Raw genomic sequence first — 22,440 nt, forward strand, 5'->3', positions numbered from 1 at the left:
TGACCTCACATCTCACGATCGGCGCTGAGGATGCGGGTCGCCTCCTCCTGCGCCACGGGCACGAAGCCCTGTTTCTGGTAGAGCGGCAATGCGGCCGGGTGGTCCAGCGTGCAGGTGTTCACCAGCACCTTCTGAACGCCCGGCCCGTCCCACGCCATATGGATCGCCGTTTGCAGGAGCCATTGGCCGAGCCCCGCGCCCACCGCTTCGGGCACCAGTCCGAAATAGGCGAGGTCGCACTCCCCCGCCTCGCGGAAATCGAGGTGGAAGAAGCCGGCGGGCCAGCCCTCCCGCATCAGGGTGTAGTGGTGGAGCTGCGGGTCCTGGACGTAGTCCGCGACCTCGTCGACCGGTTGGCGCAGGCGGTCGGTCCACTCGTAGGGTGCGCCCACGGCGCGGTAGAGGTCGAGGAAGAACCAGACCGGCGGATGCTCCGCCTTCAACAGGGCCACCGGCTTGCCGATCGGCGCATGGGGACGCGGATACGAGGGACGGGCCGTCATCTCCAGCCAGGTGACGGTGTAGGCAACCTCCTCCCCGGCGCGGTGGAGTGTCATCCCGTGGCCACCTTCAGATCGTCATACATGCCCCACTCCGCCCAGGACCCGTCATAGAGCGCGACCTGCCCGTGACCGAGTACCTCAAGTCCCAGCGAGAGGATCGCGGCGGTGACGCCGGAACCGCAGGTGGTGATGATCGGCTTGTCGAAATCGACGCCCGCGTCGGCAAAGGCTCCGCGCAGCGCGTCGCCCTGCTTCAGCGTGCCGTCGCCGTTCAACAGATCCTTGTAGTAGACGTTTAGCGAGCCGGGTATGTGGCCCGCGCGCAGGCCCGGCCTCGCCTCCGGCTCCTCCCCGCGGAACCGGGCGGGGGAGCGGGCGTCGACGATCTGCTCTTGCGCGAGCTTCACTTGGGCTGCGACCTGCGTGACATCGCGGATGCGGGTGGCATCGCGGCGCGCGGTGAAGTGGCGGTCGCGCATGACGGGCGGCTCGTCCTCCAGCGGATAACCCTCAGCCCTCCACTTCGGCAACCCGCCGTCGAGCACGGCCACGTCGGTCTTGCCCATCAGACGGAACAGCCACCACACGCGCGCGGCGGAGAAGAGCCCTGCGCTGTCATAGACGATCACCCGGTGCCCGTCGCCGATCCCCATGGCGCGCATGCGGGAGATGAACTTCTCCACCGGCGGCGCCATGTGCGGCAGGTCGGAGGCACTGTCCGAGATCTCGTCGATGTCGAAGAAGCGGGCGCCGGGAATGTGCTCGGCCTCGTACTCCGCTTTCGGATCGCGGTTGTCGGCGGGCAGGTACCAGCTCGCATCGAGGATGCGCAGATCCGGCGCGCCCAGATGCTCCGCCAGCCAGTCCGTGCTGACCAGATGCCCCGTCTCGCCCACCGCCATCGCGCTCTCCCTCGAAAATCGGGTCAGGAGTATAATGAGACCCCCGTCTGCGCAAGTTCATTGCCCGCGCTGCGAGTGTCGGCGTGGCCTTCATCTTTCCCCAAATACGCACCTGCCGGGGCACAGCCCCGGTCCGCCCGCAGGGCTCAGGAGGGATGCGCCGCCAGGCGCTCCGCCGGTTCGGTGAAGAGCGTCATGCCCGCGCCGTAGCGCCCCGCGGGCCGGGCGGCAAAGCCGAACTCGGCGTAGAACGCTTCCAACCCGGCGACCGCCATCAACCCGATGGATGCACCGGGTGCGAGCCGGGTGTGCAGCTCCTCCATCAGCCGCGCCATCAGCACCCGCGCGATCCCGTCGCCGCGATGGTCGGGATGCACGATCAGGTCCTGCACATAGGCGTAGAGAACGCCGTCCCCGACCGCGCGCACGATGCCGACCAGCCCGCCCCTCTCGTCACGAGCCAAGACCACGACGACGCTGGCGTCGAGCGCCGCGCGCATCGCGTCTTCCTCGACCGCGCCCCAGCCGGTCAGCGCGCGCAGGGCGCAGACCTCGCCCGGCGCGGGCGGCACCAGTTCGATCCGGATCACGGCGTGACCGGCTCTGCGCTCCATTTCGAGCGGGGCGGCGCATAGGCGTCGAAGGCCTCCAGCAGCGCCTCCGGCGTCTCGGCGAAGGTCAGCATCGCGCGGTACTCCGCATTGACGAAGCCCTCTGCCACCGCGTGGTCGATCAGCGTGGTCGCGGCATCGAAGTAGCCCGCCACGTTGAGGAACCCGCAAGGCTTGCGGTGAATGCCGAGCTGCGCCCAGGTGATCTGTTCGAAGATCTCCTCGAACGTGCCCATGCCGCCGGGCAGCGCGACGAACCCGTCGGAGAGTGCCGCCATCTTCTCCTTGCGCGCGTGCATGCTGTCGACCTCGACCAGTTCGGTGAGGCCGCGATGCGCGATCTCCGCCTCGATCAGCGCGTGGGGCATGACGCCCACGACCTCGCCGCCGAGCTCCAGCGTGGCATCGGCGACCGCACCCATCATCCCGACATGCCCGCCGCCATAGACCAGCCGCCCGCCGGAGCGAGCGATGGCGTGGCCCATGGCCCGCGCCGCCTTCATGTAGTCGGGCCGCCCGCCATCGCGCGCCCCGCAGAAGACACAGATATCCATCATCCCTCCCGTTTCCGCCGCGCCTCGGCCCGGCTCATGATCTGCAGGCCGGCCAGCAATCCGATGGCCACCACCGCGATCACGATGGTCCCGAGCGCGTTGACGTCCGGGCTCACGCCGAGCCGGACCTTGGAGTAGATTACCATGGGCAGCGTCGAGGAGCCCTGCCCGCTCACGAAGCTCGCGATCACGAGATCGTCGAGCGACAGGGTGAAGGCGAGCAGCCAGCCAGACACCACAGCAGGCGCGATCACCGGCAGCGTGATGCCGAGGAAGATCCCCGGCTGGCGCGCGCCCAGATCCCGCGCCGCCTCCTCGATCGACCGGTCGAAGCCCGCGAGCCGCGCCTGGATCACCACCGCGACGAAGGCCATGCCGAAGGTCGCATGCGCGATCACGATGGTCAGGACCGAGCGGCCTTGCGGCCAGCCGAACCACTGCTCCATCGTGATGAAGAGGAAGAGGAGCGAGATGCCCGTCACCACCTCCGGCATCACGATGGGTGCTGTCGCCATGGCCGTGAACATCGTGCGCAGCCGGAACCCGCCGAAGCGCGAGAGGATGTAGCCGATCACCGTGCCGAACACCGTCCCAATGGTTGCGGCGAAGATCGCGACCCGCAAGCTGACCAGCGCGGCCGAGATCACCTGCTCGTTCTGCCAGAGCTCCGCATACCAGCGGGTGGACCAGCCGCCCCAGACGCTGACCAATTGCGAGGCGTTGAACGAATAGACCACCAGCACCGCCAGCGGCACGTAGAGCAGCGCGAAGCCGAGGATCGCGAGCGCGCGCAGCATCACGTCTCCCCCTTCAGGGCCGAGGAGTTGCGCAGCAGCATGAAGGGCACGACAAGAAGCACCAGCATGACGATGGCGACGGCGGAGGCGACGGGCCAGTCGCGGTTGTTGAAATACTCCCGCCAGAGCACGTCCCCGATCATCGGACTATCCTGCGCGCCGACGAGGTTCGGGATCACGAACTCGCCCACCGCCGGGATGAAGACCAAGAGGCACCCCGCGATGATGCCGGGCAGCGAGAGCGGCAGCGTCACGGTCCAGAAGGTCTGCCACCCCCGCGCGCCGAGGTCGGCGGCCGCCTCCAACAGCGCGCCGTCGAGCTTCTCCAGCGTCGAGTAGAGCGGAAGCACCATCAGCGGCAGGTAGGTGAAGACGATGGTCAGGTAGACCGCGAAATCGGTCTGCAACATCTGGATCGGCTGATCGGTGATCCCCAGCCCCATCAGCGCCGAATTGATCAGACCGCCGGGCCGCAAAAGCCCCATCAGCGCATAGATCCGGAGGAGCGACGAGGTCCAGAACGGCAGGATTACGGCAAAGAGCAGCAGCGTCCGCCACTTTCCGTCCGCCCGCGCGATCATCCACGCCATGGGCCACGCGACCAGCAGGCACAGCACTGTCGCCCCGCCCGCGATCTGCACCGAGCCGAGATAGGCCCGCCAGTAGAGCGGATCCTCGGTCAGGAAGACATAGTTGTCGAAGCTCCCCTGCCAGACCGGCCGCCACCCCTCCCAGACGATCGCCGCCTCATAGGGCGGCTGACCGAACGCGTAGCTGCCGAGCGAGATCAGGAAGACGATGACGAAGGGGATGAGGAAGAAGAGCAGCAGCCACGCGAACGGCACCCCGATCACCAGCCGCCGGCCCCAACCGTCCCGCATCTCGCGCCGCGGCGCACGGGACTGGGCCAGCTCCGCCGGGGCCGCCTCGGTCAGATCGGCGCTCATCGGCCCGCTCCTTCATCTGTCCCGAAATATCCCCGCCGGAGGCAACCGCCATCGGCAGCAGGAGCCTCCGGCGGGGATATTTGAAGACAGATGAAAACCACGCGCCTCAATCCCGCAGGACCACCGCGCCCTCGGGCGCGAAGTCGTAGTGGACGGGGCTCTCCCAGGTGAGCTCCTGCTCGCCGGCGCGCACGCGATTGGCGCGGGAGACGTCGAGGATCTGCCCGCCCGGCAGGCGCAGGCGGTAGCGGGTGACCTCGCCGCGATAGGCGTAGTCCTCCACCGTCGCCGGGAAGCCCTGGCCGTCGGTGTGCAGCGTCACCTTCTCCGGCCGGATGGCGAGGGTGACGGGCGTGCCCGCCTGAGGGGCGGGGCCGTCGCAGGCCGCGCGCACCTCGGCGCCGATGGCCGGGCAGTTCACCCGGACGAAGCCGTCCTCCTCGCCCGCCACCGAGGCCTCCAGCATGTTCACATTGCCCACGAAGTTGGCGATGAAGCGGTTCTGCGGGAACTCGTAGATGCGCCGCGGCGTGTCGACCTGCACCAGCTTGCCGCGGTCCATCACGCCGATCCGGGTGGCGAGCGTCATCGCCTCCTCCTGATCGTGGGTGACGACGACGAAGGTCGTGCCGGTCTTGTCGAAGATGTCCATCAGCTCGAACTGCGTCTCCTCGCGCAGCTTGCGGTCGAGCGCGGACAGCGGCTCATCGAGGAGCAGCAGCTTCGGTCCGCGCGCCAGCGCCCGGGCGAGTGCCACGCGCTGCCGCTGGCCGCCCGAGAGCTGGTGCGGCTTGCGGCGGGCGTATTCCTCCATCCGCACGAGGCGCAGCATCTTCGCGACCTGCTCCTCGCGCGCGGCCTTCGCCACGCCCATCCGCTTCAGCCCGTAAGCCACGTTGTCCGCCACGCTCATGTGCGGGAACAGCGCGTAGGACTGGAACATCATGTTGACGGGTCGGTCGGCGGGATCGACGCCGACCATGTCGCGCCCCTCGATCTCGATCGCGCCGGAGGTCGGCTGCTCGAACCCTGCGAGCATCCTGAGCAGCGTCGACTTGCCGGAGCCGGAACCGCCGAGCAGGCAGAAGAGCTCGTTGCGGCGGATGTCGAGGGAGACGTCATCGACGGCGCGCACGCCGTCGAACTCCTTGACCACGTTGCGGATGCGGAGGAAGGGGCCTTCCTCCGCCGCGGACGCCCCGCTCACTGGCCCGTCTTCACCTGGGTCCAGAGCCGGTTCACCGTCCGGTCCGTGCGCGCGTCATAGACCGCCGCGGGGTAGAGCCCCTCGGCCGTCTCCTCCGTCGGGAAGATCGCGGGGTCGGAGGTGATCTCCTCATCCACCAGCTCCATCGACGCTTCGTTGGCGTTCGCGTACCAGACGTAGTTGGTGATGTCGGCGGTCACGTCCGGGCGCATGATGAAGTTGATGAACTCATGCGCGAGATCCGGGTTCGGCGCATCCGCCGGGATCGCCATCATGTCGAACCACTGCAGCGCGCCCTCGTCGGGGATCACATAGGTGATCTCGACCCCGTTCTCGGCCTCGGCCGCGCGGGCCTGCGCCTGGAAGATGTCGCCGGACCAGCCGACCGAAAGGCACACATCGCCGTTCGCAAGGTCGGAGATGTACTGGGAGGAGTGGAAGTAGCGCACGTGGGGCCGGATGCTCTCCAACAGCTCCGCGCCCGCCTCGAAATCGGCGGTGTCGGTCGAGCGCGGGTCGAGGCCCAAGTAGTTCATCGCGGCGGGCAGCATTTCCGTCGGCGCGTCGAGCATCGTCACGCCGCAATCGGCGAGCTGGCTGACGATCTCCGGATCGAAGATCAGCGACCAGCTGTCGAGCGGGGCATCCTCGCCCAGCCGCTCGGTGATCTTGGCGGCGTCGTAGCCGATGCCGGTCGTGCCCCACATGTAGATGATGGCATGCTCGTTGCCCGGATCGTAGGCGGAGGCCGCCTCCATCAGCTCGGCATCCATGTTGGCGAGGTTGGGCAGCCGGTCCCTGTCGAGCGGCATGTAGACCCCCGCAGCCGCCTGGCGCCGCAGGAAATCGGAGGTCGGCACCACGATGTCGAAGCCGGTATTGCCGGCGAACAGCCGCGCCTCCAGCACCTCGTTCGAGTCGTAGACGTCGTAGTTCACGGTGACGCCGAACTCCTCCTCGAACTGGGCGATCGTGTCCTCCGCGATGTAGTCGGACCAGTTGTAGACGTTGAGCACGTCCTGGGCCATCAGCCCAGCCGGAAGGGTGGTCAGTAGGGCGGCGAGGCAGGCCGTCTTGTGCATGATGCGCTCCCTGTTGGCATCGGTTTGAATGAGCATATGCAGCATTATCTGCACCTGTGAAGGGGGTGCCGTGCCGCGGCGTCCAATCCCCTCAAATGATTGAGAAAGGAACGCCCCATGCCCCGCCTCGACGGAAAGCTCTGCGTCGTGACCGGCGCGGCCCGCGGCATCGGCGCCGCGATCGCCCGCGCCTTCGTGGCGGAGGGGGCGGAGGTCGTGCTCACCGATCTCTCGGCGGAGGATCTCGCGCCGCTCGCGGACACGCTCGGCCAGCTCGCCCTGCCCCTCGACGTGGGGTCGGAGGAGGACTGGGCCGCCCTCGCCGACGCCGTGCCCGAATGCGACGTGGTGGTGAACAACGCGGGCATCACGGGGCTGGAGGACGGCGCGGTGCACGATCCGGAGCACGCGACACTCGCCGACTGGCAGGCGGTGCACCGGGTGAACACCGACGGCACGTTCCTCGGCTGCCGCTATGCCATCAGGGCGATGAGGCCGCGCGGGGCGGGCTCGATCATCAACATCTCGTCCCGCTCGGGCGTTGTCGGCATTCCCGCGGCCGCGGCCTATGCCGCGTCGAAGGCCGCGGTGCGCAACCACACGAAGAGCGTGGCGCTCTACTGCGCAGGCCAGGGGCTCAACATCCGCTGCAACTCGATCCACCCCGCAGCGGTCCTCACCCCGATGTGGGAGCCGATGCTGGGCGACGGCCCCGACCGGCAACAGCGCATGGACGCGCTGGTCGCCGACACACCCATGCGCCGCTTCGGACGGCCGGAGGAGATCGCCGCCCTCTCCATCCTCCTCGCCTCCGACGAGTGCCCCTACATGACCGGAGCGGAACTGACGGTCGACGGCGGCATCCTCGCTGGCTCGGCCGGAGTGCCGGGTGGTGCGGAGGAGTGAGGGGCGGAGCGGGTGCGCATGTTAAAAAATCATAAAAAGAGAAGAGCGTCGGTGGCTGCTCTGCGGGACTTTCCTGACCTTAGATTTGCGCTCCTATACTGCCTCAGGGAGCAAAAACATGCTCCGCGCGTTTTCAGAATGTAGGCGGTCGTCCGCGTACCAACGCGCCAAAACGTTCTTAGACATCAAGTCGGGGTTTTCTGATACGAATGCCTTGAAATCGCGATGCGCTTTGGTCGCCAATCGTTCAGCGATCAGGCTCATAAATGCGTAGGTGATTGTCAGATTGAATTTCTGTGGCGAACCGGCCTTCGTTGCCAATTCTCGAATTCCCTTTGCGTAAAACGCAGCAGCGTCAATGAAGTCGTATTTTCTCAAGAGATCATAAGCAACCTGAACATGTTCGGCATGGTGAAACATAGTGTTATCAATAGTTTGGGCCTCAAATGCTTGGGTAACTTCGGAAACTCTTTCTAATTTTCTCATTCTTCAATGTCCTTGAATTTGTGACTGTCGTCAGCTGTCCAATCGAAGTCGTAGACGTTCTTGAGCTGGGCGATTTTCGCGATGGTATCAGCTGAGAAAGGCGGTTTGTTTTCAAAGCTATGCAAGGCAATTCCTTCGATGAGATCACCGACCGAAATTTCCAAGTGCTCGGCCAGCCCCTTGAGGACTTTCAAAAGGCGCTTTTCAATCCGGATGCCTGTTTGAGCACGTTCAATTTTCTTATCCATTTCGTACCAATGTACCTATATAACATGCGAGTCAATAGGGAACCTCAGGCTCAGAGCGCCTCCCATGCGATCCGGTGCCTAAGTCTGTTCCGGGCTCGCCTTCCAGTACCCCGCCCTTCTTCTTTGTCCAAATACGCCCCGCGCGGCGCGCGGTCCGCCCTCTCGGCCCTTACCAGACGGCCTGCCCCCGTGCTATGCGATTTCAGACACTTGCCGGAGCTTCCCGATGTCCACCCGCAATCCGCTCAGCCTCACCGCCTCGCCCCAGATCGACGGTGCGGCCCCCGATGCGCTGGAGCGGCTGCGCGGCTGGTGCTCAGAATACGGGGTGGAGGAGATCGAGTGCGTGATCCCCGACATGGCCGGGATCGCGCGCGGCAAGGTGATGCCCGCGGCGAAGTTCCTGCGGGAGCCCGGCGTGCGCCTGCCGATGTCCACCTTCTTCGCCACCATCAACGGCGATTATACCGAGGAGGTCGGCCCGCAGCTCTACACCGACCCGGACCTCGTGCTCACCCCCGATTTCAACGCGGTCCGCGCGGTGCCCTGGGCCAACGACCGCTCCCTTCAGATCATGCATGACGTGGAGCGGGAGGACGGCTCGCCCTTTGAGATCGCGCCGCGCCAGGTCCTGCGCCGGGTGGTGGACCTCTATGCCGAGCGCGGCTGGCACCCGGTCGTGGCCCCCGAGCTCGAATTCTACCTCGTGAAGCCCAACACCGATCCCGACTACCCGCTCGAGCCGCCCGTCGGCCGTTCCGGTCGGCAGAGCCACGGCAACCAGGCGTTCTCGCTCTCGGCCGTGGACGAATATGACGAGGTGATCGAGCTCATCTACGACTATGCCGACGCGCAGAACCTCCAGATCGACACGATCATTCAGGAGGCGGGGCCGGCACAGCTCGAGATCAACCTCCTCCATGGCGATCCGGTGAAGCTCGCCGACGAGGTCTTCCTCTACAAGCGCCTGATCCGGGAGGCGGCGCTGCGCTGTGGCACCTACGCGACCTTCATGGCGAAGCCCTACGGCAACCAGGTCGGCTCCGCCATGCATATCCATGTGAGCGTCACGGACGGGGACGGGCAGAACATCTTTTCCGACGCGGACGGGCGGCCCACGGAAGCGCATGACGCCTTCGTCGGCGGGCAGCAGACGCATTTCCACGCGGCGACCGTTCTGGTCGCACCTTACGTGAACTCCTACCGCCGGCTGATCCCCGGCTGGTCCGCGCCGATCAACCTCGACTGGGGGGAGGACAATAGGACAACCGGACTGCGGTCCCCCCGCGCCGCCCCCGGTGCGCGGCGGGTGGAGAACCGGGTGGCCGGGGCCGATGCGAACCCCTACCTCGCGCTCGCCGCGACGCTCGCATGCGGGTACCTCGGCCTCACGCAGAACCTCGCGCCGCGGGTACTGGTCAAGGGCAACTCCTACAGCCGCGACCGCGACCTGCCGTTCTCCCTGCTCGATGCGACCACCGCGCTGGATGAGAGCAAGGACCTGCGCGGCGTCCTCGGCGACAGCTTCGTGGACACCTTCACTGCCGTAAAGCGCTCGGAATACGAGCAGTTCATGCAGGTGATCTCCCCATGGGAGCGGCAGCACCTCCTCTTGAACGTCTGACTTTCCCGGCCCTTTCCACGCCCTAGCTCCCTCGCCAAAGGAGCGCGTGTGATGGACGAGACCGGCTTTCTGTCCCTGATGATGACCGAGATCGAGACCTATGCCGCGGGCGTGGTCGAGGCGGCACCCCGGATCGCGGCGGCGGTCCTCGTCATCCTGCTCACCTGGATCATCGTGCGGCTCGTGCGCTGGATCGTCTCGCGCGTCACGCAGCGCGCGCGGATGCGGCGGAACTTGCGCGACGTGCTGATGATGCTGTCGGGCATCGCGATCTGGGTGGTGGGGCTGTTGATTTCCTCTACGATCCTGTTCCCCTCCGTCACGCCGGGCAGGGCGCTGACGACGCTGGGGCTCGGCTCGGTCGCGGTGGGCTTCGCCTTCAAGGACGTGTTCGAGAACTTCCTCGCGGGGCTCCTCATCCTGCTGCGAGAGCCCTTCAAGATCGGGGATCACATCTGGTCGGACGAGGCCGGGATCGAGGGGCAGGTGGAGGACATCACCATCCGCGACACCCGGATCCGGCAGACCGACGGGCAGCTCGCCGTCATGCCCAACGCGCAGCTCTTCCAGAACCCCGTCGTCGTGCGCACGGATACGGAGCTGCGCCGCACCAGCATCATCTGCGGTGTGGCGTATGGCGAGGATGTGGACGCGGCGCGGGATGTGATCCTGGAGGCCGTGCGCAATGTCGACAGCGTGCGCAACGACGTGCGCGACGTGCAGGTCTTTGCCCAGGCCTTCGGCGCGTCCTCCATCGATTTCGAGATCGCGTGGTGGACCGGATCGCGGCCCCTCGACATCCGCGCGAGCCGCGATCAGGTGGTCGCCGCGGTCAAGCGCGCGCTCGACGAGGCGGGGATCGAGATCCCCTTCCCCTACCGCACCCTGACCTTCAAGGCAGACAGCCCGGTGCCTTTGCCTGAGGCGAGGAACGAGGCCGAGGCGCCTTCCACAGCGTGAAACGATGCTCCTCATCTGAACTTATGCCTGCAAGTGTCTTCGCCCGTTGCAGCTTCGACCTTGCGCAGGCCCGGAAGGGGTGCGCAGGCTTTTACCCATGATCGTCGTCTTCGGCTCGATAAACCTGGATCTCGTGGTTCCCGTCGCGCGCCTGCCCGCGCCGGGCGAGACCGTGAGCGGTGGCGCCTACCGGATGCATCCCGGGGGCAAGGGCGCGAACCAGGCAGTCGCCGCCGCCCGGGCAGGCGCCAGGGTGGCGATGATCGGCGCGGTGGGCAAGGACGCCTTCGCGGCGCCCGCGCTCGGCGGATTGCAGGCGGCGGGCGTCGATTGCAGCGGGGTCGCGGAGGTGAGCGCGCCCACCGGCCTCGCCCTGATCGGCGTGGCCGCGGATGGCGAGAACAGCATCATCGTCGCCCCCGGCGCGAACGCCGTCGCCAAGGCGCGCGACTTGCCCGCGGGCGGCATCCTCGTCACCCAGAACGAGATCGCCGCGGAAGCGGTCGCCGAGGCGCATACCGCAGCGCAGAGGCGCCTGCGCGTGATCCACAACGCCGCCCCTGCGCGCGAGATCACGGCGGACGCGCTGGCCCAAATCGAGATCCTCGTGATGAACGAGAGCGAGGCCTACGCGACCGCCCGGCAGTTCGACCTCTCCCGCGCCACGGCGGAGGGGGCGGCGAAGGCGATCGCCGCCGCGCATGACGTGACCACCGTGGTCACGCTCGGCGCACAGGGGGCCACGGCCTTCGAGGGGGGGCTGGTACACCGCGTCTCCGCGCCCAGCATCATCCCGGTGGACACAACCGGCGCGGGCGACTGCTTCACCGGCGTGCTCGCCGCCGGGCTCGACGCCGGGCTCCCCCTGCCCGATGCGCTGCGCCGCGCGGCGGTCGCCGGCGCGCTCGCCTGTACGGCCGAAGGCGCGCAATCGGCGATGCCGGATGCCGCCGCCATCGACAAGCTGATGCGGTAGCGTGCCGAACGGCCCCGGATCGGGTCCGGGGCGGTCGCTTAGGCGGCTTCGGCCGGCGGCTCCTTCGCCCCGGTCATGAAGGCAACCGCATCGGACATCGAATAAGCCTTCGGATCGATCACGCAGAGGCGGCGGCCCAGCCGGTGGACGTGGATCCGGTCCGCGACCTCGAACACATGCGGCATGTTGTGGGAGATCAGCACGATCGGCATCCCCCGGCCGCGCACATCGTTGATGAGTTCGAGCACCCGCCGGCTCTCCTTCACGCCCAGCGCGGCCGTCGGCTCGTCCATGATGATGACCTTGGAGCCGAAGGCGGCGGCGCGGGCAACGGCGACCCCCTGCCGCTGGCCGCCGGACAGGGTCTCCACCGACTGATTGATGTTCTGGATCGTCATCAGCCCCAGTTCGGAGAGCTTGTCGCGCGCCTGCCGCTCCATCTCCTTCCGGTCGAGACGGCGGAGGAGCTTGCCCATCAGGCCCGGTTTCCGAAGCTCCCGTCCCATGAACATGTTGTCGGCGATCGACAGCGCGGGGGACAGCGCGAGGTTCTGGTAGACCGTCTCGATCCCGACCTCGCGCGCGTCCTGCGGGGCGTGGAAATCCACCACCTGCCCGTCGAGCCGGATCTCCCCCGCATCTGGCCGCACGGCCCCCGACAGCGCCTTGATCAGCGAGGTCTTTCCGGCGCCGTTGTCGCCGATCACCGCCAGCACCTCGCCGGGATAGAGGTCGAAATCGGCGCGGTCGAGGGCCGTCACCCGGCCGTAGCGCTTCACGAGCCCGCGGGCGGTGAGGATGGGGGCGCTCATGACGACACCTTCCGGATCCACTGGTCCACGGCGACGGCGGCGATGATCAGCACGCCGATCATCAGGTAGGTCCATTGCGGATCGGTCCCCATCAGGCGCAGGCCCAGCGAGAACACGCCAACGATCAGGCCGCCGAACAGCATCCCGAGGATCGAGCCGCGTCCGCCGAAGAGCGAGATGCCCCCAATCACCACGGCGGTGATGCTCTCGATATTCGCGAACTGCCCCGCGGTGGGCGAGACGGAGCCGATGCGGCCCACCAGCACCCAGCCCGCGAGCGCGCAGATCAGACCGGAAAGGACATAGACGGAGATCAGCGTGTGTTTTACCCGCACGCCCGACAGCTCCGCCGCGTCCGGATCGTCGCCGATGGCGTAGACATGCCTGCCCCACGCGGTCTGCGTCAGCACATAGTGCAGCCCCAGCACCAGCAGCACCATCGCGATGGCGCCATAGGTGAAGACCGCACCCCCGATCTCGATCCGCTCGCCGAAGAACTGGAGCAGAGGCGCCTGCTCCGCGATCTCCTGGCTGCGGATGGTCTCGTTAGCGGAATAGAGGAAATTCGCTGCCAACACGATCTGCCACATGCCCAGCGTCACGATGAAGGGCGGCAGGCGCATGATCGCCACCAGCACCCCGTTGATGAAGCCGCAGAGCGCGCCCACGGCAAAGCCGCAGAGCACCGCGATCTCCGGCGGCAGGCCGTAGCGGAAGGCGAACTGGCCCATGACGACCGAGCTCAGCACCATGATCGCGCCCACGCTCAGGTCGATCCCCGCGGTCAGGATCACCAGCGTCTGGGCCGAGCCCACGATGCCGATCACCGCCACCTGCTGGAGCACCAGCGTCAGCGCGAAGGGGGAGAAGAAGCGTTCCCCGACCAGCAGGCCGAAGGTCAGAACGCTCGCCACCAGCACGATCAGCGGCACCGCCGAGGGCGTCGAATGCAGGAAGCCGTGGATGCGGTAGAGCGGACCCCGGCCGCCCTCGAAGCTCGCCACGTCGGTGGAGCTGCCCTCCAGCCCGGATTCGTAGTCGTCGCGGGACGGGCCCGTCGTCTCGGTCATGTTCTCCTCCCGTCGGCGGCCTCTTCGCGGGCCTTGGCGCGGGCGATCCTGCCGCCCGCGCCGATGCTATCACGAAAGGCTCAGCCCCAGCAGAGGTCCATGCCTTCCTCGACGCTGATCGACTCCACGCCGTCGGCGGGCTGGTCGGTGACCAGCGCCACGCCGGTGTCGAAGAACTCCTTGCCGGGCGTGTTCTCCGGCAACGTGCCGTCGGCGGCATAGGCGGCGATCGCCTCGATGCCGAGGGAGGCCATCAGCAGCGGGTACTGCTGGGAGGTCGCCCCGATCACGCCGTCCGCAACGTTCTGCACGCCGGGGCAGCCGCCATCGACGGAGACGATGAGCACGTCATCCTGCCGCCCGAAGGCACGCAGCGCCTCGTAAGCTCCGGCCGCGGCGGGCTCGTTGATGGTGTAGACCACGTTGATCTCCGGATCCTGCGTCAGCAGGTTCTCCATTGCGGTGCGGCCGCCCTCCTCGTTCCCGGCGGTCACCTCGTTGCCGACGATGCGCGGATCGGTCTCGTCGCCCCAGCGGTTCGGATCGCCGAGGTCGATGCCGAAGCCCTGCAGGAAGCCCTGGTCGCGCAACACGCCGACCGACGGCTGCGATACGGCGAGGTCGAGCATCGCGATCTTCGCGTTCGCCGCCTCATCGCCCAGCGTCGCCGCGGCCCATTGGCCGATCAGCTCCCCGGCGAGGAAGTTGTCGGTGGCAAAGGTCGCATCCGCCGCATCGATCGGCTCCAGCGGGGTGTCGAGCGCGATGACGAGGATGCCTGCGTCGCGCGCCTGCTGGACCGCCGGCACGATCGCCGCGGTGTCCGACGCGGTGATCAGGATGCCGTCGGCCCCCGCCGCGATGCAGGTCTCGATCGCGGCCACCTGGCTTTCGTGGTCGCCGTCGATGCGGCCCGCATAGGAGTTGAGGGTGATGCCGAGCTCCGCGGCCTTGGCCTCCGCGCCCTCCTTCATCTTCACGAAGAACGGGTTGGTGTCGGTCTTGGTGATGAGGCAGGCCGATTGCGCCAGCGCGCCGGTCGCCCCGAACGACAGGACAAGCCCTGCCGCGATGCCGAATGCTTTCATTCTATCCTCCCAGAGTGGATCCACACCGGGCGGGCTGCGGCTATCGCTCGTTCTGCGGCCACCCGGCGGAGGAGACCCGGCGGCCGGGCCCTCCCCAACGTCAGATGACACACGGCGAAGTTGCTTTCGTCAACAAAAGGTTGGGCTCAAAGCTCCAGCTCGTCGACGAGGCGCGGGATCTGCTTCTTGACCGCGAAGAAGCCCTTGCGGCAATGCGGCCAGACGGCGGCATCGTAGGGATCGCGGGTGAGGTGGAGCGCGAGGCCCGCGCCCTCGGCCGCAGCGCGGAGCCCCTCCAGCCGATCCGCGACGGGGCCGGCGAGGGGGCGGCGCAGAGCGATGGTGTCCTGCCCGGCATCGCGGGCCGCTTGCACGATCTCCTCGACGCTGCTGACGCGCGCGGCGTCGAGGCGCCCGGCCGCATCATCGAGCGCACCGCGGGTGAACGCTGCGGCGTGTGCGCCAAGCTCCAGCGGGCTGCGCGCCGTCGGACCGTCGAGCGCCGCGACCGGCCCCTCGGGCGCGGGCGACAGGTCATCCTCCGTCAGCAGCCACAGCGCCTCCGCCGGCTCGGCATCGGCCTGCGGCAGCGGCGTGGGATCCGGCGTCTCCGCCGCCTCCGGGATCGGATCCTCGTCCGACAGCCCCTCCGGATCGAAGCGCCCGCCGGTGTACTTGCGGATGTTGTCGCGCCGCGCGAGGTAGGTCTTGCCCTTCGTGTGCAGCCCACCGACCCATCGCCAGCTCAGCGTGTTCGACGCCGCATCGCCGTCCATCAGGTGCCGCAGGAAGAAGTCGGCGCCCAAGCTCCACGGCAGCCGCAGGGTGAAGATCCAGATGCTCGCGAACCACATGCGGGCGTGGTTGTGGAGCCAGCCATGTGCCGCCAGTTCCTGCGCCCAGTCGTCGAACCCCTCGATGCCGGTGCGGCCCTCGACCGCCGCCTCCCAGTCGGCGCGCATCGCCTTGTCCTTGTCGAGCGCCATCAGCGCCCGCTCCCGCGCATCGACATACTGATGCCAGACGCCCGGCCGCTGCTCCAGCCAGCCGCGGAAGTACCCGCGCCAAACGACCTCCTGCACGAATTTCTCTGCGCCCTCCGGCCCATGCTCGGCCAGCGCAGCGGAGATCACCTCGCGCTCATGCACCAGCCGATGCGCGAGCCACGGCGACAGGGCGGAGACATTGGAGCGGTCCTCGGGCCCGAAATCGTGGTTGCGCCGGTCGCGGTACTGGCGACCGGCGCGGGGCAGGAACGCCTCCAGTTGCGCGAGCCCGGCATCGCGGGTCGGGGTCCAGTCGGTCATGCGGCCTCCTCGTTGCGTGAGGCCGTCAGCTATCGTGGCGCGGCGGCGGGTCAGCGGGGCGCGGTGCCGCAGGTCAGCGGCGCACCTTTTCCAGCACCCATTGGACGAAGCTGAGCACCAGGAACCAGCCGATCGCCCAGAGCACGATGTTGTAGGGCCGCCAGGGCGTGCCTTGGGTCCATTGCGTGACCAGATCGCCCTGCGGCCGGATCGCCTCGACCCCGAAGAGCCCCTCCCGCGGCCAGAGCGCGAGATCCCAGTAGCGCGATGTGTACCAGATCAGCGCGATGAGCACCGTGGCGAGGATCAGGCCCGCGATGCGCATCACAGCACCTCGATCGTGTCGGGATCGATCAGGAAGACCAGCATCTCGCCCCGGCGCAGGAGCTGCCCCTCCACCTCGATATAGAGCGCCATGTAGTCGTAGAGATCGCCCTCCAGCGGCCCGCCATCCGGCCCGCCGAGGAGCAGGAACTCCGAGCCCTCCACGGCCTGCGTGGAAACGAAGACCGGCGGCACGCCTCCCACGACGCAGAGGTTGGCGCAGGCGCGATGCGCGATGCCGCGCCCGGGGCGCATGGCACCCGCAAGGCACTTGCCGTCGCACATCTCGCCGGCCAGACGCCAGCGGCCCAGATCCTCCTCGGCCACCGCGGGCACCTCGCCGTCCTGCGCAGCGAGCCCGTTCTGCCCGCCGCGCACCTGGATCATGTCGAGATCGCCGCGCTGGAGAAGCTGGCCGGAGGCGAGGAACAGCCCGCCCTCGCCCACGCGCCCCTGCACACCCCGTTTGCCTCCGCCCGACAGCAGGATGGAGCGGCCCGCGGGCACGGCCTCCGTCCCCTCGCTCACATGCAGGATCGGATAGGGCTCCATGGTGATGACGCCGGTCACGTCCTGCCGCCCGAGATCGAAGCGGAACGCCCCCGTCCCCGGATCGGCCTGCGTCACCCCGATGATCCAGGCGGCGAGGCCGAAGCCCGCGACCAGCCCCGCAGCAATGGCGAGGAGCCAGGTCCGCAGCCCGGCGGGCACGCCGAGATAACCGACGAAGAAGGGACGCTCGCTCATGGGATCTCCTCCGGCAGCGGCACGGGCGGCACGGCGGTACCCGGCGGATTGGCGTGGCGGTCGACCATCACCGTCAGCCCGTCGAGGCGCAGGTTGTAGGTCGGCACCTTCTCGGTGAACGGCTCCGGCGAACGGCCGTCGTGGAGGCGGTACTGGAAGCCGTGCCACGGACAGGTGACACAGCCATCGACGACACGTCCCTCGCCCAGCGGCCCGTTCTGGTGAGCGCAGGCGTTGGAGATGGCGGAGAGCAGCCGCCCCTCGCGGAACACCGCCACCCGCTCGCCCCCGCCGAGGTCCACGATCCGGGCGAAGCCGTCGCGCAGCTCACGAGCCTCGCAGACCGGCACCCAGGCCTCGGGCCGTGGCTCGTGCCGCGCCTTCACCGCCGCCGCGACGTGCAGCCAGCCGACTAGGGCGGCGGAGCCCACCGTCATGATCGCGAGCGCCGGATGCGTCTGGTCCTGCAACGCGCCCAGCGCCACGTGGCCCACGACGGCGGCATAGGCCGGATAGATGAGCCAGTGCAGCCTCTTCCACAGCCGTGGCGTCAGGAACTTCAGCCAGAAATCGTGGCTGGTCGCCGCCATCACCAGCAGCACGATCAGCGCGAAGATCCCCAGCGCCTCGAACGGGAAGCCGAGCACCTGGCCGAAGGCGGTGTTGGCGGTCAGCAGCCCCTCCAGCTTCGGCGTCGGTGAGAAGGCGTAGTACCAGTCGAGGATGAAGCCCAGATGGGTCAGCGCCACGAAGCAGGTCAGCACCCCGAAATGCCGCCGGTTGTAGAGGAGCGGCAGGAACCGGTCGTCGAGCCGGGCGAGCGGCCCGATGCACAGGATCACCGTCAGCATCAGGAAGGCGCAGGTCCCGAAGGCGCGCGCGTTGTGGATCTGCCCCGTGATCGCCCGCTCATGGTCGAGCGCCGGCGGCACCAGCGTGACGAAGACCCAGAGGTAGAGCCCGGCCGCCGCGATCAGCACCCCGTCATAGAGCCACTTGTTCCGGTTCCACTGGACGGGGATGTACTTCACGCTCATGGGCTTATCCCGGAATGCCGATCCGCTCGGGCTCGTAGTCGGCGGGCCATGTCTGGCGGATAGTGAAACCCGCGGCGAGCAGGAGCACCAGCGCGCCGGCAAGCAGCACCGCCCAGACCCGGTGCGCGCGCCGCTCGGGCAGGTGCCGCTTACGCCAGTTGTCACGGCCCGTCTCCAGCACCCACCAACGCCACAGCACCAGCGGCCAGATCAGCAGGATCCCGGGCACCAGCAGCGGGCGGAAGACATAGGCGCCGCGCGCGTCCTCATCGATCCGGTCGACGCCGATCAGCAGGAAGGCGACGGCCACGACCGCACCGATCCAGAGCCAGTATTCGGCGAGCGTCAGCACGATCACGCGACCCCTCCATAGGGAATGCCGGTCAGGTCCCGCATCTCCGTCTTCCAGGTGGTGAGGTCATCAGGATTGAACTGGCTGACATGCGTGTGCCCGCAGGCCCGCGCCATGACCCGCATCAGCTCGGTCGCGGAGGCGAAGAAGTTCGCCAGCCGCTCCGCCGACTTTTCCACCACGATCCGGCTGACGAGCTCGGGCCGCTGGCTCGCGATGCCGACGGGGCAGTTGTTGGTATGACAGGCGCGCATGGCGATGCAGCCGATGGCCTGCATGGCCGCGTTCGACACCGCGATCGCGTCCGCGCCCAGCGCCAGCGCCTTGATGAAGTCCGCGGGCTTCCGCAGGCCGCCGGTGATCACGAGCGTCACGTCGCCCCGGTCCTGCCGGTCGAGATGCCGCCGCGCGCGGGCGAGCGCCGGGATGGTAGGCACGGAGATGTTGTCGCGGAACAGGATCGGCGCAGCGCCCGTTCCTCCGCCCCGCCCATCGAGAATGATGTAGTCGACACCGACCTCGAGGGCCGCGTCGATATCCTTCTCGATATGCTGGGCCGAGAGCTTGTAGCCGATGGGAATGCCGCCCGTCCGGTCGCGCACCTCGTCGGCGAAGGCGCGGACCTCGCTCACCTCGGTCCAGTCCGGGAAGCGTGCGGGTGAAATCGCGTCCTCGCCGGGGTTCAGGCCCCGGACCTCCGCGATCTCGGCATTCACCTTCTCGCCCGGCAGGTGGCCGCCGGTCCCGGTCTTGGCCCCCTGCCCGCCCTTGAAGTGGAACGCCTGCACCTTGGCCAGCTTGTCCCAGGTGAAGCCGAAACGGGCCGAGGCGAGCTCGTAGAAATAGCGCGAGTTCGCCGCCTGCTCGTCGGCCATCATGCCCCCCTCGCCGGAGCAGATGCCGGTCCCGGCGAGCTCCGCGCCCCGCGCCATCGCGCGCTTGGCGGGTGCCGACAGCGCGCCGAAGCTCATGTCCGAGACGAAGAGCGGGATGTCGAGGACCAGCGGCTTCTGCGCGTTCGGCCCGATCACCGTGTCGGTGCCGACCGGATGGTCGTCGAGCAGCGGCATCCGGTGGAGCTGGGCGGTCAGAAGCTGGATGTCGTCCCAGTCGGGAAGCTGCGGGCGCGGCACACCCATCGCGTCCATCTTGCCATGATGCCCGGCATGGACCGGGTTCGCGGCATAGGCATGGATCAGCCCGGTATGCGGCTCCTCCTCCGTCCCGTGACTGGTATCGGCGTACAGCCCCAGATAGGCGTCACGGTTGAAGGGCTGGGGGTGCTCGTCCTCCCATGCCTTGATCTCGTCGGCATCGACCCAGACCTCGCCGCCCTCGACCCAGGACGTGAACTTCGGCAGCACTTCCTCGTTCGCGTATTCGGAGACACCGGTGTCGAGCCGGTAGTCCCAGTCATGCACGCCGCAGATCAGGTTGCGCCCGCGCACGAAGCCGTCGGCCATTAAGGCACCGCGATGCAGGCAGCGGCCGTAGAAGACGGAAACCTCGTCGTCCCAGCGCACGACCACCAGGTCGACCTCACCGACGAGGGCGTAGGCCGGCTTCCGATCCTCGAGCTCCGACCACGCCGCAACCGCCTCTTTCCGCATCTCTGTCCCCGTCCGTTCTGATTGACATTCATCGTGGCACAGTCCGACGACAATTCAACGCCACGGACCCACCGGATTGAAAAAGTGATCGAAAGCTAAGTACCGCATGAACCGGATAGGGTTCAGATGTGAACACAGGGAACGAGCCGAAAGTGTTAGGCTCGACTGACATCCGCTCAAGCCGGGGAGGACAGCCATGAGCCTGGATACCGAGACGCAGCCGCTCGACTGGTACAAGGTCGGGCACGTGGACGACTTGCCCGAGGGCCGGGTGAAGACGGTCACGGCGCGCACAACGACGCTCTGCCTCTCGCATTTCCAGGGCCAGTGGGCCGCGATGGACAACCGCTGCCCGCACCAGGGCGGCCCCCTCGGCGAAGGCTCCATCGAACAGGGGGTGGAGGGCCAGTGCTGGATCCGTTGCCCCTGGCACGGCTGGGACTTCGACCCTCTCACCGGCGCCCCTCCCGGCGGGCACGAGGATACGGGCCAGCAGCTCTACCCAGTCGAGATCCGCGACGACGAGGTCTGGGTGGGGCTGGAGGCCGAACCGCCCCATGAGCGCACAACCACCGACGTGATGGCCGAGACGTTCGAGGCGTGGGGCGTCCGCCGCGTCTTCGGCATGGTGGGCCACTCGAACCTGGGCCTCGCCGACGCGATCCGCCGGCGCACGGCCGAGGGCGCAATGAGCTATGTCGCGATCCGGCACGAGGGCGCCGCGAGCTTCGCCGCCTCCGCCTATGGCAAGCTGACGGGCGTGCCCGCGGGCTGCCTCTCCATCGCCGGACCTGGGGCCACCAACATGCTGACGGGTCTCTGGGACGCGAAGGTCGACCGCGCGCCTGTCCTCGCCCTCACCGGCCAGGTCCAGACCCAGGTCTTCGGCCCCGGCGCCTTCCAGGACATCGACCTCGCCTCCGCCTTCGATGCCGTCACCCGCTTCAGCCAGATCGTACTGCCGAGCTCCAACCACGCGGAGCTTGCGAGCCTCGCCTGCAAGAACGCGATCGTGGAGCGGGACGTCGGCCACCTGATCTTCCCCGACGACGTACAGACCATCTCTTCCGACAAGCCGGCGGGCGGACCTCAGGGCCGCGTCGGCCCCGCCACGATCCGCGCGGGCGCGGACGACCTCGACGCCGCTGCCGACATGATCGCCAGGGCAGACCGCCCCTTCATCGTCATGGGCTGGGGGGCGAAGGACGTCGCCGCCGACGTCATCGCCCTGGCCGAAGCCATGGGCGCCCCCGTCGCCACGACCTTCAAGGGCAAGGGCCTGATCCCCGACACGCATCCGAACGCGGCCGGTGTGCTCGGCCGCTCCGGCACGCCGATCGCGAGCTGGTTCATGAACGAGTGCGACCTGATCCTGACGCTCGGCTCCTCCTTCGCCAACCACACCGGCATCGAGCCCTCGAAACCCATCATCCAGGTGGATTTCGAGCGCATGCAGCTCGGCAAGTTCCACCCCGTCGCCCTCCCCGTCTGGGGCGAGATCGGCCACTTCGCGCGAGAGATGGCGGGCCGCGTCACCCGCCACGGCCCCGACCAGATCGCGGAGCTGCGCGAGCGCTGGGCGATCTGGCGGGATGAAAAGACCTCTCGCCTCTCCGACGAAAGCCCGCGCGGCCTGTCGGCGGCCACGCTCTTTCACACCCTCACCGAACTCTGCCCCGAGGACGCGATCATCGCGGTGGACGTGGGCAACAACACCTACTCCTTCGGCCGTTACTTCGAGGCGAAGGGCCAGTCGGTGCTGATGTCGGGCTATCTCGGCTCCATCGGCTTCGGCTTTCCCGCCGCGATGGGCGCGTGGGCCGCGACGCAGGATTTCGAGCACTTGCGGGGCCGCAAGGTCCTCTCCATCTCCGGCGATGGCGGCTTCGGGCAATACGCGATGGAGTTCACCACGGCCGTGCGCCACGGCATGAACATCACCCACGTGCTGATGAACAACGGCCAGCTCGGCAAGATCTCCAAGGAGCAGCGCGCGGGCGAGTTCGAGGTCTGGCAAACCGACCTCGTGAACCCCTCCTTCGCCGCCTTCGCCCGCCTCTGCGGCGGCCACGGCCACAAGGTCACGACCAACGACGACCTGCGCCCGGCACTGGAGGAGGCTCTGGCGCTGGACGGCCCGTCGCTGGTGGAGGTCATGACCGATCCGGAGCTGGTGTGAGACGCGATTTCGAACCAAGGCAGCGATCCCGACAACCTCTGGAGGCTATCATGGCCAAACGCATCCACCCCGACGACCGCCCGTCCTTTCGAGGCGACCTCTAGGCGCCGC

The 22,440-nt window shown here is 67.9% G+C and carries 24 protein-coding genes; 5 read left to right on the plus strand and 19 right to left on the minus strand.

Annotated elements, in window-relative coordinates:
• Positions 1-5: 5 nt before the first annotated feature.
• From I0K15_RS01475 to I0K15_RS01510, 8 genes are all read right to left on the minus strand, one after another.
• Entirely contained in the window at positions 6-557 is a 552-nt protein-coding gene (locus I0K15_RS01475; RefSeq protein WP_196103689.1) for a GNAT family N-acetyltransferase, read from the minus strand.
• Positions 554-1,405, minus strand: a complete 852-nt coding sequence (sseA, locus tag I0K15_RS01480; protein ID WP_196103690.1) for a 3-mercaptopyruvate sulfurtransferase — start codon at positions 1,403-1,405, stop codon at positions 554-556. The genes I0K15_RS01475 and sseA overlap by 4 nt, the downstream gene beginning before the upstream one ends.
• Before the next feature lie 146 nt (positions 1,406-1,551).
• A complete protein-coding gene (locus tag I0K15_RS01485) occupies positions 1,552-1,995 on the minus strand; it encodes a GNAT family N-acetyltransferase (RefSeq protein ID WP_196103691.1) in 444 nt (147 codons plus the stop codon).
• Positions 1,992-2,570, minus strand: a complete 579-nt coding sequence (locus I0K15_RS01490) for an LOG family protein (protein ID WP_230374229.1) — start codon at positions 2,568-2,570, stop codon at positions 1,992-1,994. The genes I0K15_RS01485 and I0K15_RS01490 overlap by 4 nt, the downstream gene beginning before the upstream one ends.
• Entirely contained in the window at positions 2,570-3,367 is a 798-nt protein-coding gene (locus tag I0K15_RS01495; protein ID WP_196103693.1) for an ABC transporter permease subunit, read from the minus strand. Before I0K15_RS01495 ends, I0K15_RS01490 begins: the two co-directional genes overlap by 1 nt.
• Positions 3,367-4,248 (minus strand): ABC transporter permease subunit, encoded by an 882-nt coding sequence (locus tag I0K15_RS01500; protein WP_230374421.1) that lies wholly within the window; start codon positions 4,246-4,248, stop codon positions 3,367-3,369. The genes I0K15_RS01495 and I0K15_RS01500 overlap by 1 nt, the downstream gene beginning before the upstream one ends.
• 172 nt (positions 4,249-4,420) lie before the next feature.
• The gene (locus tag I0K15_RS01505) at positions 4,421-5,521 is read right to left on the minus strand and encodes an ABC transporter ATP-binding protein (RefSeq protein ID WP_230374230.1); all 1,101 of its coding nucleotides are present in this window, start codon (positions 5,519-5,521) and stop codon (positions 4,421-4,423) included.
• On the minus strand, positions 5,518-6,603 hold the full coding sequence (locus I0K15_RS01510; protein WP_196103695.1) for a polyamine ABC transporter substrate-binding protein: 1,086 nt from the start codon (positions 6,601-6,603) through the stop codon (positions 5,518-5,520). The genes I0K15_RS01505 and I0K15_RS01510 overlap by 4 nt, the downstream gene beginning before the upstream one ends.
• A 117-nt stretch (positions 6,604-6,720) precedes the next feature.
• Between I0K15_RS01510 and I0K15_RS01515 the strand changes: the two genes are divergently transcribed.
• A complete protein-coding gene (locus I0K15_RS01515; RefSeq protein WP_196103696.1) occupies positions 6,721-7,509 on the plus strand; it encodes an SDR family oxidoreductase in 789 nt (262 codons plus the stop codon).
• A gap of 93 nt (positions 7,510-7,602) precedes the next feature.
• Here the strand turns inward: I0K15_RS01515 and I0K15_RS01520 are convergent, their stop codons facing one another.
• Together I0K15_RS01520 and I0K15_RS01525 are read right to left on the minus strand one after the other, a co-directional pair.
• Positions 7,603-7,995 (minus strand): hypothetical protein, encoded by a 393-nt coding sequence (locus I0K15_RS01520; RefSeq protein ID WP_196103697.1) that lies wholly within the window; start codon positions 7,993-7,995, stop codon positions 7,603-7,605.
• Positions 7,992-8,243 carry a hypothetical protein gene (locus I0K15_RS01525; RefSeq protein WP_196103698.1) on the minus strand — a complete coding sequence of 84 codons (252 nt, stop codon included), beginning with the start codon at positions 8,241-8,243 and terminating at the stop codon, positions 7,992-7,994. The genes I0K15_RS01520 and I0K15_RS01525 overlap by 4 nt, the downstream gene beginning before the upstream one ends.
• Positions 8,244-8,469: 226 nt before the next feature.
• Between I0K15_RS01525 and I0K15_RS01530 the strand changes: the two genes are divergently transcribed.
• From I0K15_RS01530 to I0K15_RS01540, 3 genes are all read left to right on the plus strand, one after another.
• Positions 8,470-9,867: a glutamine synthetase family protein gene (locus tag I0K15_RS01530; protein ID WP_196103699.1), complete on the plus strand. Its 1,398-nt coding sequence runs from the start codon at positions 8,470-8,472 to the stop codon at positions 9,865-9,867.
• Between the two features lie 51 nt (positions 9,868-9,918).
• The gene (locus I0K15_RS01535; protein ID WP_196103700.1) at positions 9,919-10,827 is read left to right on the plus strand and encodes a mechanosensitive ion channel family protein; all 909 of its coding nucleotides are present in this window, start codon (positions 9,919-9,921) and stop codon (positions 10,825-10,827) included.
• A 97-nt stretch (positions 10,828-10,924) separates the two neighbouring features.
• Positions 10,925-11,803, plus strand: a complete 879-nt coding sequence (locus I0K15_RS01540; protein ID WP_196103701.1) for a ribokinase — start codon at positions 10,925-10,927, stop codon at positions 11,801-11,803.
• Between the two features lie 38 nt (positions 11,804-11,841).
• Here I0K15_RS01540 and I0K15_RS01545 read toward each other — a convergent pair whose 3' ends face one another.
• The 9 genes from I0K15_RS01545 to I0K15_RS01585 form a co-directional block, all read right to left on the minus strand.
• The gene (locus I0K15_RS01545) at positions 11,842-12,615 is read right to left on the minus strand and encodes an ATP-binding cassette domain-containing protein (protein ID WP_230374231.1); all 774 of its coding nucleotides are present in this window, start codon (positions 12,613-12,615) and stop codon (positions 11,842-11,844) included.
• Positions 12,612-13,685, minus strand: a complete 1,074-nt coding sequence (locus I0K15_RS01550; RefSeq protein WP_196103703.1) for an ABC transporter permease — start codon at positions 13,683-13,685, stop codon at positions 12,612-12,614. The genes I0K15_RS01545 and I0K15_RS01550 overlap by 4 nt, the downstream gene beginning before the upstream one ends.
• Before the next feature lie 80 nt (positions 13,686-13,765).
• The gene (locus I0K15_RS01555; RefSeq protein WP_196103704.1) at positions 13,766-14,773 is read right to left on the minus strand and encodes a sugar ABC transporter substrate-binding protein; all 1,008 of its coding nucleotides are present in this window, start codon (positions 14,771-14,773) and stop codon (positions 13,766-13,768) included.
• A 146-nt stretch (positions 14,774-14,919) separates the two neighbouring features.
• Complete coding sequence (locus I0K15_RS01560; protein ID WP_196103705.1) at positions 14,920-16,080, minus strand: FAD-binding domain-containing protein; 1,161 nt, start codon at positions 16,078-16,080, stop codon at positions 14,920-14,922.
• 73 nt (positions 16,081-16,153) lie between these two features.
• On the minus strand, positions 16,154-16,405 hold the full coding sequence (locus I0K15_RS01565; RefSeq protein WP_196103706.1) for a hypothetical protein: 252 nt from the start codon (positions 16,403-16,405) through the stop codon (positions 16,154-16,156).
• Positions 16,405-17,151, minus strand: coding sequence for a hypothetical protein (locus tag I0K15_RS01570; protein ID WP_230374232.1), 747 nt, complete (start codon positions 17,149-17,151; stop codon positions 16,405-16,407). The genes I0K15_RS01565 and I0K15_RS01570 overlap by 1 nt, the downstream gene beginning before the upstream one ends.
• Positions 17,148-18,188: a Rieske 2Fe-2S domain-containing protein gene (locus tag I0K15_RS01575; RefSeq protein WP_196103707.1), complete on the minus strand. Its 1,041-nt coding sequence runs from the start codon at positions 18,186-18,188 to the stop codon at positions 17,148-17,150. Before I0K15_RS01575 ends, I0K15_RS01570 begins: the two co-directional genes overlap by 4 nt.
• Positions 18,189-18,192: 4 nt before the next feature.
• The gene (locus I0K15_RS01580; RefSeq protein WP_196103708.1) at positions 18,193-18,546 is read right to left on the minus strand and encodes a hypothetical protein; all 354 of its coding nucleotides are present in this window, start codon (positions 18,544-18,546) and stop codon (positions 18,193-18,195) included.
• A complete protein-coding gene (locus tag I0K15_RS01585) occupies positions 18,543-20,150 on the minus strand; it encodes a glutamate synthase-related protein (RefSeq protein WP_196103709.1) in 1,608 nt (535 codons plus the stop codon). The genes I0K15_RS01580 and I0K15_RS01585 overlap by 4 nt, the downstream gene beginning before the upstream one ends.
• 196 nt (positions 20,151-20,346) lie before the next feature.
• Between I0K15_RS01585 and I0K15_RS01590 the strand changes: the two genes are divergently transcribed.
• A complete protein-coding gene (locus I0K15_RS01590; RefSeq protein WP_196103710.1) occupies positions 20,347-22,329 on the plus strand; it encodes a thiamine pyrophosphate-dependent enzyme in 1,983 nt (660 codons plus the stop codon).
• Positions 22,330-22,440 lie beyond the last annotated feature (111 nt).

The sequence above is a fragment of the Pontivivens ytuae genome (assembly GCF_015679265.1).
In the GTDB taxonomy this organism is placed as follows: Bacteria; Pseudomonadota; Alphaproteobacteria; order Rhodobacterales; family Rhodobacteraceae; genus Pontivivens; species Pontivivens ytuae.